This is a genomic window from Streptomyces solicamelliae (assembly GCF_045348655.1).
Lineage (GTDB): Bacteria > Actinomycetota > Actinomycetes > Streptomycetales > Streptomycetaceae > Streptomyces > Streptomyces solicamelliae.
This window is the reverse complement of record NZ_CP160404.1, coordinates 1,503,384-1,516,280: the sequence shown is the minus strand read 5'-3', so window position 1 is coordinate 1,516,280 and position 12,897 is coordinate 1,503,384. Positions and strand designations below refer to the sequence as shown.

Sequence of the window (12,897 nt, the reverse complement as noted above, 5' to 3'; positions counted from 1 at the left end):
GCGCCGGCTCGCGCACGGACTTGAGCCCCGGCCGGCTCCCCCGCAACGGCTCGGCCGGGTCTCACACCCTCACCCCCTCGGCCGTCGCCGGCGGCGCCACCGCGGCGGCCGGACACACCTGCACCGTCCGTCTCATGGCCGCAGCGTGGCGGCTGAGGCCCCCTCGGCGGATCGGGCGGATCGCCCAGGCAGGAGGGGCGGATCCGTGTCGCGCCCGGGTCCGACGACGTCCGTCCCCCGTCCGGGTCGGACCTGTGCGTCGCGCCCGTCCATCGGAGGTACTCCCGCGCGCGCCTGGCCGTGCCCCGGAAGACGCGGACCCTACGTTACTCACGGCGACCAGGGCTCCTCGTTCCCGGGGAGCCCTTCGACGAAGCCGTCCCCCCTTGCGTCGAAAGGACCCACTCCCATGACCGTCACCACATCTGATGCCAAGGTGTTCAAGAACGCGATCAAGTCCAAGGTGAAGACCTGGCATTCCATGCCCTTCACGAGCATGGACGAGGCCGTCAACTTCGTGAACCTCGAGCCCGCCCAGCAGGCGGGAGAGGTCTGTTTCTCCCACACCCCGGACGGCCGGATCGAGCTGATGTACTTCCTGTAGAGCGCGCCGCGCAGCACGTCGCCCCGTCGGTCTCACGACCGGCGGGGCGACGTGCTGGGGAGGTTCATGCCACGGCACTCTGCCGCGCCCTGGTCTCCCACCACAGGGCGGCGCCGGTCGCCAGGGCGCCCGCTCCCTCCCACAGGCCGACGCCGAGGAAGCCGGAGGGGGCGCGGTCGGTGAGGACGGCGAGGGTGAAGACCGTGCAGGTCAGGAGCCGGAACGGGACGGTCCAGCGGAAGAAGGAGCGCCAGTCCGCCAGGGCGGCCAGGACGTAGTACACGCCCATGTTGAGCGCGGCCATGGACGACGCCGTCATGAAGACCAGCGTGTGGTCTCCGTCCGCGCGTCCCCCGTCGGGTATGGGGTCGAAGCCCATCATGGTGAGCAGGGCGTCGGGGGAGATCAGCCCCACCACCCCCAGCGCGGCGGCGAGCACGCCGAAGACCGCCATGGTCCAGCCGGACAGGGAACGGGGCAGGCGACGCACGGCAGTCCTCCGGTTGAGCACTCAACTTGTGTCCCCGCGAGGCTACTTCAGTGCCGCCCGCATCATTCTCTCGGCCACCGGTGCCGCGAGCCCGTTGCCGCTGACCTCGGAGCGGGCCGCGCCGGAGTCCTCGATCAGCACCGCCACGGCGACCTCCTTGCCGGTCGCCGGATCCTTCGCGTACGAGGTGAACCAGGCGTACGGCGTCTTGCTGTTGTTCTCGCCGTGCTGGGCGGTGCCGGTCTTGCCGCCGACCTCCACGCCTTCGATCGCCGCATTGCTCCCGGTGCCCTGCTCCACGACCGTCTGCATGGCGCTGCGCAGCTGCTCGGCGGTGCCGGACGACATGATCCGGGTGGTGTCGCCGTCCTTGTAGGACTGCAGGGCGTTGCCGTCGGCGTCGACGACCGAGGAGACCATGTGCGGCGCGGCCATGAGGCCGTCGTTGGCGATGGCCGCGGACACCATGGCCATCTGGAGCGGCGTGGCGGTGACGTCGAACTGGCCGATGCCGCTGAGCGCCGTCTGCGCCCGGTCCATGCCGGAGGGGTACACGCTGGGGTACGCCCGTACCGGCACGTCCAGTTCCTTGTCGTTGAAGCCGAACTTCTCCGCCGTGGCCCGGACCTTGTCCTGACCGAGGTCGACGGCGAGCTTCCCGAAGACGTTGTTGCAGGAGTACCGGAGCGCGGTGCGCAGGGTCGCGTTCTCGCAGGGCGCGGAGGCGTTCTCGTTCTTCAGCACGGTCCGCGTGCCGGGCAGCGTGTACGGGTCGGGGCTGCGCGTCGGCGTGTCCACGTCCGGGTACAGCCCCTCCTCGAGCGCCGCCGCGGCGACGACCAGCTTGAACGTGGAGCCCGGCGGCAGCGGCTGCCGCAGCGCCCGGTTGACCAGCGGCTTGTCCGGGTCGTCGGAGAGCTTGCGCCAGACCTCGCCGTCCGAGAGGCCGGCGATCTTCGACGGGTCGTACGACGGGGTGGACACCATCCCGAGGATCCGGCCGGTCTTCGGGTCGATCGCGACGGCCGCGCCCTTCTTGTCGCCGAGCGCCTCGAAGCCGGCCTTCTGCACGGCCGGGTCGATCGTGGTGAGCACGTCGCCCGGCTCCTGCTGCTTGCCGGTGAGCGCGTCCACCGGGTTCTTCAGCCGGATGTCGGTGCCGTCCAGGACACCGGACCAGATGCCCTCCAGCTGGGTGGCCCCGTACGCCTGGGAGCTGTAGCCGGTCACCGCCGCGTACAGCTCGCCGTCGGTGTACGACCTCTTGTACGCGAGGTCGCCGCCCGTCGTCGGCTTCGAGCCGGTGACCGGGGACCCGGCCACGACGATGTCGCCGAGCGGCTGCGCGTACTGCGCGATCGTGTTCCGCCGGTTCTTCTTGTCGTCCGCGAGGGCCCGGCCTTCGTACGCCTGCAGCCAGGTGGCCCGCAGCAGTACCGCGAGCACCAGCAGCAGCGCGAAGACCGAGGCGCGCCTGATCGTCTTGTTCATCCCACGGAAGGACGAACCGACGGGAGGTGGACGTTCCGGAATCGGCCGGTTTCTCAGATGATCCTCATGTATCACCCCTTGTGGTGCGGTGCTCAGCCCGGCGTGATGAACCCCGACTCGTACGCCATGATCACCGCTTGCGTCCGGTCCCGCGCCCCGGTCTTCGCGAGCACCGCCGCCACATGCGTCTTCACCGTCGCCGGGCCCACCGACAGCCGCCCCGCGATCTCCGCGTTGGTCATCCCGGTCGCCATCAAGCGCAGCACCTCCGCCTCCCGGTCGGTCAGCCGCCCGGCCCAGGGCGGCGCGGTCCGCGGCGCCCGCCGGGCGTGCTCGGCGGCCAGCCCGCGCACCGCCGCCGGGTACAGCAGCGAGTCGCTGCGCGCGACCAGCCGCACCGCGCCCACCAGCTCCTCCGCGGCCGCCCGCTTCAGCAGGAACCCGGCGGCCCCGACGCGCAGCGCGTCGTACACGTACGCGTCGTTCTCGAAGGTCGTCACCACCACGATCCGCGGCGGCTCCGGCAGCCCGGCGAGGATCTGCTCGGTGGCCCGGATCCCGTCCACCTCCGGCATCCGTACGTCCATCAGGACCACGTCCGGCCGCAGCGCGCGCACCACGGACACCGCCTCCGCCCCGGTCGCCGCCTCCCCGACCACCTCCAGGTCCGGCTCCGCGTCGAGGATGACCCGCAGTGCGGTCCGCACCATCCGCTCGTCGTCGGCGAGCACCACCCTGATCGCGGTCACCGTGCGCCTCCCGGCCGTGCGCCGCCTGTCCGCGCGCCGCCCAGCGGCAGCCGGGCGGTCAGCCGCCACACGCCGTCGACCGGCCCGGCCGCGGACGAGCCGCCGAGCAGCCGCGCCCGCTCCGCGACGCCGCGCAGCCCGCGGCCGCCGCCGGGGCGGACCGGCGCCGGTCGGCCGGACAGCGGGTTCTCCATGGTGATCTCCAACTCCTCTTCCTCCAGCGTCAGATGCGCCTTCACCGGTGCGCCGCCCGCATACCGGGCGGCGTTCGTCAGCCCCTCCTGGACGATCCGGTACGCCTCCCGGGACACCGTCCGCGGCACCCGCTCCAGATCGCCCGCCCAGGTCACCGACGCGGCCGCGCCCGCGCCCTTCGCCAGCGCGGCCAGCGCCTCCAGACCCGGCCCGGGCAGCTCGCCGGACGACGCCTCGTCGTCGCCGTGGCGCAACAGGCCCAGGACGTGGTCGAGTTCGCCGACCGTGCGCCGGGTGGTCTCCTCGATCGCGGTCAGCGCCTCTCGGACGAACTCCCGGTCGTCCGGCGCGTCGCTGTCGAGCAGCCGACGGGCCGCGCCCGCCTGCAGGGTCACCGCGCTCAACGCGTGCCCCACCGAGTCGTGCAGCTCACGGGCGAGCCGGTTGCGCACCGCCAGCTCCTCGGCCCGCCGCTCAGCCGCCGCGAGCCGGTCCGCCGGGCTCGGCCCGAGCAGCCGGGGCGCGCAGGCGGCGAGCAGCGCGCCCGCCCCGGCCGCGACCGCGGCCAGGGCCGCCAGCATCAGCAGGCCCCCGGGGACGCCCGCCCAGTGCACCCACGGCGCGTCCACGCCCCAGAACCGGCTGAGTTCGGAGTTCCGCAGCCGCTCCGAGAACGGCAGCACCAGCATCGCCAGCGCGAACGGCGGCAGCGCCAGCGTCGCCCCGCTCACCAGACCGCCGAGGCCCACGTGCAGCACGAGCCAGCCGGCCGTCCGGGCCCGTGCGTCCCGCCCCCGCGCCGGGCCGTCCGCGAGCTCCTCGCCCCGTACCCCGCACAGCGCCCGCGCGACCGCCACCGACATCGGCCGGGCGAGCGGGAACAGCGCGGTCACCGCGACCAGCGGCAGCGCGAACGCGTACGCCCCGAACTGCATCGCCACGGGCGCCGCGAACAGGCCCGGCCCGTCGAACAGCGGCGACAGGAGCACCGTGCCGAGCAGCCAGTACGGCATCAACAGGGCGCCGCCGAGGATCAGATGGACCCAGCGCAGCACCGCCCGCCGGCCGAACACCGCGGTGACCGCGCGTCTCATGCGCCGCGCCGGCGCAGGAAGACGGTCAGACAGCCGGCCAGCAGGAACCCCGTGATCATCTCTCCAGCGTAGGAGGTGATCATCAGTGCCGTGGGCTCCTTCGCCGGATCCGAGGCCGGCATCAGCGCACCCAGCATCATCCACGCGCCCCAGCAGCCCACGCCGCCCGTGCCCACCCAGGCCAGGGCCAGCGGGGTCCCCACCCGGCGGGCCTTCCCGAGCCGGAAGACCAGTGTCAGGACGGCGGCCACCGCGACCAGCAGGAAGGCGACCCGCACCGCCTCGAGGACGTGGAAGTCCGAGGTGCGGTCGGCGATCCGGCCGGCCGAGAGGCCCCGCTCCGCGCCCGAGGCCCACAGCAGGTGCAGGGCGGCCGGCAGGAGCGCGAGCACCGAGGCGGTCACCGCGGTCGCCCGCGTCGCCCGCCCGGTCAGATCCGGGGCCAGGTCGCCGATCCGGCCCGCCCACAGGTGCGACCAGCGGCCGCGTGCGTACAGGACGAACAGCGTGCCCAGCGCGAGGGCCTGGACGATGAACCCGCCGTACACGACGGAGAAGACCCACTCGTCGAGGAACGGCCGCCCGCCCGCCGTGTGCTGCTCGGCCCCGGCGATCGCGGTGGTCGCCAGCTGGGCGGGGAAGCCGATCACGATCGGTGCGAGCAGTCCGGTCGCCGCCCACATCGGCAGGCCGAGCAGCCAGGACCTCACCCGCAGGCCCCAGGTCTGGGTGAGCAGCAGGGCGAGCACCACGACACCGGCGTCCATCAGGATCGTGACGGCGTTCACGGCGGCCATCAGCCCGGGGTCGTCGAGCAGCACGCTGTTCTCGGGGATGCCGATCCTGCTGCCCGCCACCCAGGCGATCTTCAGTGAGATGTACGGCAGCGTGGCCAGGACGGCCAGGGCGCGGAGTGTCTTCTTCATGGCCCTCACCCTCCTGTTCGACGTGCCCACGACACCTCCTGCGCGAAGAGGAACCGCCTCCGCCGCGTGGGGGAGGGAGAGCGGGGCGAGGGGGAGCGCCAGGGAACCGCGGGGCGGAAATTGACCCGGAAAACAAGGCGTCGAATGCACCCTGTGCTGGGCCACTCACCCCCCTAGGCTGATCTTCATGAACTCGCAGACGCCGCCCTTCGCCCCCGTCCTCACCCGCGCCGCCCAGGCCGAGACCACCGCCGACCCGAGCGCCGTGATGACCCTCCTCGCCGACTCCGACGCCACCGGCGGCGCGCTCACCAGCTACCGCTCCACCTTCGCGAAGGGCGCGGTCGGCGCCCCGGCGCACTTCCACACCAGGGCCTCGGAGATGTTCTTCGTCCTCGACGGCTCGCTCCAGGTGCTGCTCGGCGAGGAACTCACCGTCCTGGAGCGCGGCGACTTCCTGCTGGTGCCGCCGCACACCGCGCACGCCTTCGCCGCCGCGCCCGGCGACACCGCCGACGTGCTGTTCGTCTTCACCCCGGGCATGCCCCGCTTCGACTATCTGCGGCTGCTCGGCCGGGTCATGCGCGGCGAGGCGAGCGTCCAGGAGATCAAGGACTCCTCGGAGCGCTACGACAACCACTACGTCGACAGCCCCGTCTGGCAGTCCGCCCTCGCCGCCCGCTGACGGGTCGTTCGCCGTCATGGGCGCAACCGCCGCATCCGCCCCCGCGTCCCTCACGTCATGATCAGAGCCGCCACCGCCGACGACATCGACGCCATAGCCGCCCTGCACCGCGAGGCCCGCGCCACCTACTACCGGGACCGGCTCCCCGAGGACGCGTACGCCGGACCGGAGGAGACGGCCCGCTCCCGCGCGGCCTGGGCGGCGGCCGTCGCCCAGGGGCGGGTGCTGTGCGCCGAGCGGGACGGGGTGCTCGCCGGGGTGGCGTCCAGCGGCGTGCGCGACGGCGTCATGTACCTCGGCCAGCTGCACGTCGCGCCCGCGCAGTGGCGGCGCGGCGTCGGCGGCGAGCTGCACCGGGCCTGCGTCGACGCCTGGCGCGCGCAGGGCGTCACGGCCGTGCGTCTCGACGTGTACGAACACAACACCCGCGCCCAGGCCTTCTACGCGGCCCACGGCTGGCAGCCCGACCCGGACGTGCCGCGCAGCTCCACCCACCTCGTGCTCCGCCTCACACTGGAGCCGTCCGCGGAATGAGACGCGCGCGGTCCGCGTTGGCACGGGAAGTGAGCGGAGGGTTGCCCTCCGGGTCGTGCGAGAGGGAGAGAACCGGACACATGCGCGTCGAGATCTGGAGCGACATCGCCTGCCCCTGGTGCTACATCGGGAAGGCGCGCTTCGAGAAGGGCCTGGCGGCCTTCGCCCACCGCGACGAGGTCGAGGTCGTGCACCGTTCCTTCGAGCTCGACCCGCACCGCGCCAAGGGCGACACCGGGCCCGTCCTGGAGATGCTGGCGAAGAAGTACGGCCGCACCCTCGACGAGGCCCGCGCCATGGAGGAGCACGTCGCCTCCAACGCGCGTTCCGAGGGCCTGGAGTACCGCACCGACGGCCGCGACCACGGCAACACCTTCGACATCCACCGGCTGCTCCACCTCGCCCGCGAGCGCGGCCGGCAGAACGAGCTGCTCGACCTCGCCTACCGGGCGAACTTCGCCGAGGAGCGGTCCGTCTTCGACGACGAGAGCCTGATCGGGCTGGCCGTCGAGGCGGGCCTCGACGAGGCCGAGGCGCGTGCCGTGCTCGCCGACCCGGCCGCGTATGCCGACGCCGTCCGCGCCGACGAGCGCGAGGCCGCCGAGCTGGGCGCCAACGGGGTGCCGTTCTTCGTGCTCGACCGGCGCTACGGGGTCTCCGGCGGCCAGCCCGCCGAGCTGTTCACCCAGGCCCTGGAGCAGGCGTGGGAGAGCCGCGTCCTGCAGCCGGTCGCCGTGACCGCTACCGCCGGCGACGCCGACGCGCCCGCCTGCGACGTGAACGGCACGTGCGCGCCCTGACCCTATTCATAAGCGTTCCTTGGGAGTGCCCCTCAACTTCTCGTAATTGACTTTGAGTTGAGGGTTCTCCAGGGTGGAGGCATGGATGACGAGCATCTTGGTGGCGACGAGTTCGCCCCGACGCAGACGTATCTGAACACCTCCACCTGCGGCCTGCTGCCCCGCCGCGCGGTCGACGCCGTGACGGCCCTGGCGGCGGAGCTCGCCGCCGGGCGGCCCGGCGGCTCCGGCGACTCCGAAGCCGTCGAGGCGGCGCGGGAGTCCTTCGCCCGGATCGCCGGCGTGCACCCCGACCGGGTCGCCGTCGGCGGCTCGGTCGCCGTGCACGTGGGCCTGATCGCGCAGTCGTTGCCCGCCGGGGCCGAAGTCCTCTTCCCCGAGGGCGACTTCAGCTCGGTGATCGACCCGTTCCTGGTCCGCGGCGACCTGAAGCTGCGCTACGCGCCTCTGGAGCGGCTCGCCGAGGCCGTCCGCCCCGGTACCGACCTCGTGGCCCTGTCCTCCGTGCAGTCCGCCGACGGACGCATCGCCGACCTCGCGGCCGTGCGTGCCGCGGCCGCCGCGCACGGGGCGCGGACCCTGCTCGACGCCACCCAGTCGGTCGGCTGGATGCCGCTGGACGCGGGCGCGTACGACTTCACCGTCACCGGCGGCTTCAAGTACCTGCTCTGCCCCCGCGGGGTCTCGTTCCTCACCGTCGCCCAGGAGGCCCAGGAGGCCCTGGCGCCCCTCCACGCGGGCATGTCTGCGGCCGAGGACGTCTGGGGCAGCGTGTACGGGCCGCTCGCCGAACTCGCCCGCTCAGCCCGCCGGTACGACGAGCCCCCGGCGTTCCTCTCGTACCACGGTGCCGCCGCGTCCCTGGCGCTCGTCGAGGAGGTCGGAGTCGGGCGCATCGGCCCGCACGCCACCGCCCTGGCCGACCGCCTCCGCGCGGGCCTCGACCGGACCGGCCACGCGTACGTCCCCGCCGGGCCGAGCGTGATCGTCGCCGTGCCCGGCCTCGGCGACCGTCACCCCGATCTGCTGCGCGCCGGGGTCGTCACCTCGGCGCGGGCGGGCAATCTGCGGCTCTCGTTCCACCTGTACAACACGGCCGCGGACGTGGACCGCGCGCTGGACGTGCTCGCGGGCTGAGGCCCTGGGCCGAGGCCCCGGACCGGCGGGCCGAGGCGCTAGACCGGCGGGCAGTCGTACGGGCCCTCCGCCTCGCACAGCCCCTCCTCGACCCGGACGAGCAGCCGCTCGAGCGTGGCGGCCTCCTCCGGGTCGAGGTTCTTCAGCGTCTGCTGCTCCAGGGCCGCCCAGGCCCCGGCCACCTGGGCGCGCAGCGCCTCGCTGCGCTCCGTCGGCTCCACGAGCACCGCGCGCCGGTCGCCGGGGTCGGGGGAGCGGCGGACATGGCCCGCCTGCTCCAGGCGCTGGAGCATCTTCGTCATCGTCGACGGGTCGATGCCCATCTCCTTGATCAGCTCCGACTGGCGCGCCGGGCCGCCCTCCCACAGGCGCATCATCAGGAACTCCTGGCCCGGGTAGAGCCCCAGGTCGCGCAGCAGCCGGGCCGCGGTCATCCGGTGCACCCGGAACGCCCGGGCCAGCGTGCAGCTCACCGGGGCGTGGTCCGCGACCGGTGCCCGGTGCGGGGTACAGGCGGGGTCGCCCTCGTGGGCGGGGCTCTCGACGGACATCGGCTCTCCTCGGACGGGTTCTTCCGCCGCTCTCCTCGGGCAGGCTCTTCCCCCCAGATTACCTTGGTCGGCCAAAGAATGGGTTACAGTGGCACCCGGACCAAATAGTTGGCCGACCAATCCGGTCATTTATTTGGTCGGCCACATAAATTCTTGCCCCTGATCCCCCCGCCCCGGAGGCAGAGATGACCACCGCATTCGACCCCGTCGACCTCGCCGGCGCCCCGCTCGCCAACCGCATCGCCATGGCCCCGATGACCCGCAGCCGGGCCGAGGGCGACAGCCGCACCCCCACCCCGCTCGTCGCCGAGTACTACGCCCAGCGCGCCACCGCCGGCCTGATCATCACCGAGGGCGTCCAGCCGACCGCCGTCGGCCAGGGCTACCCGAACACCCCCGGGCTGCACACCGACGAGCAGATCGCCGCCTGGCGCGAGGTCACCGACGCCGTCCACGAGCGCGGCGGCAGGATCTTCGCTCAGTTGATGCACGCCGGCCGGATCAGCCACCCCCAGGTCCTCGGCGAGGGCCGCCACCCCGTCGGCCCCTCCCCGGTCACCCCGGCCGGCCAGCTGTTCGCCGGGACCGGCCTCATCGACTTCGTCGCCCCGCGCGAGCTCACCGGCGACGAGGTGCTCGAGACCATCGAGGGCTTCGCCCAGGCCGCCCGCAACGCCGTCGCCGCCGGTTTCGACGGCGTCGAGGTCCACGGTGCCAACGGCTATCTGATCCAGCAGTTCCTCGCCACCGGCTCCAACCAGCGCACCGACGAGTGGGGCGGCTCCGTCGAGAACCGCATCCGCTTCGCCGTCGAGGTCGTCAAGGCCGTCTCCGCCGCGATCGGCCCGGAGCGCACCGGCCTGCGGATCTCCCCGGCCAACACCTACAACGACATCGCCGAGTCCGACCCCGACGAGGTCTACCCGGCCCTCGTCGCCGCGATCGAACCGTTCGGCATCGCCTACCTGCACGTCAGTGAGATCGCGGCCGAGGTCCGCGAGCTGACCCTCGCCCTGCGCAAGCAGTTCTCCGGGACCTTCGTCCTCAACCCGGCCACCGAGGGTCCCACCGGCCACGACGCGCTCACGCTGATCGAGGACGGCACCGCCGACCTCGTCGCCTTCGGCGCGCTGTTCCTCGCCAACCCCGACCTGCCCGCCCGCCTCAAGGCCCGCGGCCCGTACAACACCCCGGACCCCGCCACCTTCTTCGGCGGCGACGCCCGCGGCTACACCGACTACCCGGCGCTCACGCCCACCGCGTAGCACCGAAGCCGAAGGGGCCCGCCGCAGCCGGCGGCGGGCCCCTTCGCAGGACAGGCCGCGCCTACGCCCACGCCTCCGTGACCGCCCGGCGGGCGCCCTCCAGGTCCACCGTGCGGCCCGTCTCGCCGAGCGCGGCGCCCAGCGCCGCCAGCGAGGACTGCACGGCCCCCGGGGCGGCGTCCACGCCGTAGTGGTTCACCCGGATCATCTCCTTCGCCAGCGCGCCTCCGCCCGCCGCCAGCGGCAGCGACGGGTCCGCCGCCAGCGCCTTCGCCACCAGTTCCGAGGCGTCCACCCCGGCCGGCGCGCGCAGGGTCGTCGCCACCGGCGCGGCGTCCTTCGCCTCGTACACGTACGGCTCCAGGCCGCCGCCGAGCGCCACCGCGCCCGCCCGCGTCGCCGCGGCCGCCGCCGCGTGCCGGGCCGTCAGCGCGTCCAGGCCCTCCGCCTCGATCCGCTCCAGGCACGCCTCCAGGGCGAGCATCTCCAGCTGCGCCGGCGCGTGCAGCAGCGTCGTGCGGCCGCCGTCGATCCAGCGCTCCTTCCAGTCGAGCAGCGACAGGTACGAGCGGCGCGGCGCCGCCGGGTTGGCGGCGAACCGCTCCCAGGCCCGCGCGCTCACCGACACCGCCGAGACGCCCGCCGGGCCGCCCATGGCCTTCTGCGCGCCGATGATGCACAGGTCCACGCCCCAGGCGTCCGGCAGCACCGGCTCCGCGCCGATCGACGCGACCGCGTCCAGGTAGAACAGCGCGCCGTGCGCGCGCACCACCTCGCCGATCTCCGCGACCGGGTTGGTGTTCCCGGTCGCCGCCTCAGCGTGCACCAGCGACACGAACTCGATCTCCGGGTGCTCCGCGAACGCACGCTCCACCTGAGCGGCCGTCACCGCCGTGTGGAACGGCACCTCCAGGTCGACCACGGTCGCCCCGCAGTCCCGCAGCCAGTTCCCGAAGGTCTGCCCGTACGGACCGGTCACCACGTTCAGCGCCGTCGAACCGGCCCGCGCGCCGCTGCGGATGCAGCCCTCCAGCGGCAGCAGCGCCTCGCCCTGCGCGATCACCACGTCCTGCTCGGTGGCGAGCAGGGCGGCGACCCGGCGCTCGATCGACGCGAAGTGCGCGGCGGTCAGCGGAGCCAGGTCGAGGAGCGGGTGTGTCACGGTCACGGCGGTGCCTTCTTCGTCTTCGTCTGCTGCGTCTGCGGGCGCGTATGTGTATGCGTATGGGCGGAAACCCGGCCCAGCCTACCGAGCGGCCTCTCGTACAGTGCAGGCATGAGCGATCACGTGGTGCTGCATGTGAAGGGGCGGGTGCTCGTCGGCCCGGAGGACGTCCGGGACGAGCTGTGGGTGGTCGACGGCCGGATCACGTACGACCGTCCCACCGGGGCGGACGACATCCGTACCGTACGGGGCTGGGCGCTGCCCGGTCTCGTCGACGCGCACTGCCACGTCGGTCTCGACGCGCACGGGCCGGTCGACGCGGCCACCGCCGAGAAGCAGGCCGTGACCGACCGGGACGCCGGCACACTGCTGATCCGGGACGCCGGCTCGCCGTCCGACACCCGCTGGATCGACGACCGCGACGACCTGCCGAAGATCGTCCGGGCCGGCCGCCACATCGCCCGCACCCGCCGCTACATCCGCAACTTCGCCCACGAGATCGAGCCCGACGAGCTCGTCGCGTACGTGGCCCGGGAGGCCCGGCGCGGAGACGGCTGGGTCAAGCTGGTCGGCGACTGGATCGACCGCGGCGTCGGCGACCTCACCGCCTGCTGGCCGCGGGCCGCGGCCGAGGCCGCGATAGCGGAGGCGCACCGGCTCGGTGCGCGCGTCACCGCGCACTGCTTCGCCGAGGACTCGCTGCGGGACCTGGTGGAGGCGGGCATCGACTGCATCGAGCACGCGACCGGTCTGACCGAGGACACGATCCCGCTGTTCGCCGAGCGGGGCGTGGCGATCGTGCCCACGCTCGTCAACATCGCCACCTTCCCGAAGCTGGCGGCGGGCGGCGACGAGAAGTTCCCCCGCTGGTCCGCGCACATGCGGCGGCTGCACGAGCGCCGGTACGACACGGTCCGCTCGGCGTACGACGCGGGCGTCCCGGTCTTCGTCGGGACCGACGCGGGCGGCTCGCTGCCGCACGGGCTGGTCGCGGCGGAGGTCGAGGAGCTGGTCAAGGCCGGCATCCCGCCCATCGAGGCCCTCTCGGCGACCGCCTGGCGCGCCCGCACCTGGCTCGGCCGCCCGGGCCTGGACGAGGGCGCCCCGGCCGACCTCGTCGTCTACGACGACGACCCGCGCGCCGACGTCCGCGCCCTCGCGGGCCCGCGACGGGTCGTCGTCAACGGCCGCGTGATCGCCTGAGGCAGGCA

The 12,897-nt window shown here is 73.5% G+C and carries 14 protein-coding genes; 7 read left to right on the top strand and 7 right to left on the bottom strand.

Annotated features, from left to right (window positions below):
* The first annotated feature begins 409 nt into the window (after window positions 1-409).
* A complete protein-coding gene (locus ABZO31_RS07030) occupies window positions 410-604 on the top strand; it encodes a hypothetical protein (protein WP_406860190.1) in 195 nt (64 codons plus the stop codon).
* A 64-nt stretch (window positions 605-668) separates the two neighbouring features.
* Here ABZO31_RS07030 and ABZO31_RS07025 read toward each other — a convergent pair whose 3' ends face one another.
* The 5 genes from ABZO31_RS07025 to ABZO31_RS07005 form a co-directional block, all read right to left on the bottom strand.
* Window positions 669-1,058: a hypothetical protein gene (locus tag ABZO31_RS07025; RefSeq protein WP_406865279.1), complete on the bottom strand. Its 390-nt coding sequence runs from the start codon at window positions 1,056-1,058 to the stop codon at window positions 669-671.
* Window positions 1,059-1,136: 78 nt separating this feature from the next.
* Entirely contained in the window at window positions 1,137-2,585 is a 1,449-nt protein-coding gene (locus ABZO31_RS07020; RefSeq protein ID WP_406860189.1) for a peptidoglycan D,D-transpeptidase FtsI family protein, read from the bottom strand.
* A 92-nt stretch (window positions 2,586-2,677) separates the two neighbouring features.
* Window positions 2,678-3,295 (bottom strand): response regulator, encoded by a 618-nt coding sequence (locus ABZO31_RS07015; RefSeq protein ID WP_406865278.1) that lies wholly within the window; start codon window positions 3,293-3,295, stop codon window positions 2,678-2,680.
* 35 nt (window positions 3,296-3,330) lie between these two features.
* On the bottom strand, window positions 3,331-4,623 hold the full coding sequence (locus tag ABZO31_RS07010) for a sensor histidine kinase (RefSeq protein WP_406860188.1): 1,293 nt from the start codon (window positions 4,621-4,623) through the stop codon (window positions 3,331-3,333).
* Window positions 4,620-5,549: a hypothetical protein gene (locus tag ABZO31_RS07005; protein ID WP_406860186.1), complete on the bottom strand. Its 930-nt coding sequence runs from the start codon at window positions 5,547-5,549 to the stop codon at window positions 4,620-4,622. The genes ABZO31_RS07010 and ABZO31_RS07005 overlap by 4 nt, the downstream gene beginning before the upstream one ends.
* Before the next feature lie 187 nt (window positions 5,550-5,736).
* Here ABZO31_RS07005 and ABZO31_RS07000 point away from each other — a divergent pair, with 187 nt between their 5' ends.
* The 4 genes from ABZO31_RS07000 to ABZO31_RS06985 all read left to right on the top strand — a co-directional run bounded on the left by ABZO31_RS07000 (window position 5,737) and on the right by ABZO31_RS06985 (window position 8,705).
* Complete coding sequence (locus ABZO31_RS07000) at window positions 5,737-6,234, top strand: cupin domain-containing protein (protein WP_406860185.1); 498 nt, start codon at window positions 5,737-5,739, stop codon at window positions 6,232-6,234.
* A 57-nt stretch (window positions 6,235-6,291) separates the two neighbouring features.
* Window positions 6,292-6,768: a GNAT family N-acetyltransferase gene (locus ABZO31_RS06995; protein WP_406860184.1), complete on the top strand. Its 477-nt coding sequence runs from the start codon at window positions 6,292-6,294 to the stop codon at window positions 6,766-6,768.
* An 80-nt stretch (window positions 6,769-6,848) separates the two neighbouring features.
* On the top strand, window positions 6,849-7,568 hold the full coding sequence (locus ABZO31_RS06990) for a DsbA family oxidoreductase (protein WP_406860183.1): 720 nt from the start codon (window positions 6,849-6,851) through the stop codon (window positions 7,566-7,568).
* An 81-nt stretch (window positions 7,569-7,649) separates the two neighbouring features.
* Window positions 7,650-8,705, top strand: a complete 1,056-nt coding sequence (locus ABZO31_RS06985; protein ID WP_406860182.1) for an aminotransferase class V-fold PLP-dependent enzyme — start codon at window positions 7,650-7,652, stop codon at window positions 8,703-8,705.
* Between the two features lie 38 nt (window positions 8,706-8,743).
* On the opposite strand, the gene ABZO31_RS06980 is transcribed toward ABZO31_RS06985, so the two are convergent.
* Window positions 8,744-9,256 (bottom strand): MarR family winged helix-turn-helix transcriptional regulator, encoded by a 513-nt coding sequence (locus ABZO31_RS06980; protein WP_406860181.1) that lies wholly within the window; start codon window positions 9,254-9,256, stop codon window positions 8,744-8,746.
* Window positions 9,257-9,441: 185 nt separating this feature from the next.
* On the opposite strand from ABZO31_RS06980, the gene ABZO31_RS06975 reads away from it, so the two are divergent.
* Window positions 9,442-10,521, top strand: a complete 1,080-nt coding sequence (locus tag ABZO31_RS06975) for an alkene reductase (protein ID WP_406860179.1) — start codon at window positions 9,442-9,444, stop codon at window positions 10,519-10,521.
* A gap of 61 nt (window positions 10,522-10,582) precedes the next feature.
* Here ABZO31_RS06975 and ABZO31_RS06970 read toward each other — a convergent pair whose 3' ends face one another.
* Entirely contained in the window at window positions 10,583-11,683 is a 1,101-nt protein-coding gene (locus ABZO31_RS06970; RefSeq protein WP_406865277.1) for a pyridoxal-phosphate-dependent aminotransferase family protein, read from the bottom strand.
* A 114-nt stretch (window positions 11,684-11,797) separates the two neighbouring features.
* Between ABZO31_RS06970 and ABZO31_RS06965 the strand changes: the two genes are divergently transcribed.
* On the top strand, window positions 11,798-12,889 hold the full coding sequence (locus tag ABZO31_RS06965) for an amidohydrolase family protein (RefSeq protein ID WP_406860178.1): 1,092 nt from the start codon (window positions 11,798-11,800) through the stop codon (window positions 12,887-12,889).
* Window positions 12,890-12,897: the final 8 nt, after the last annotated feature.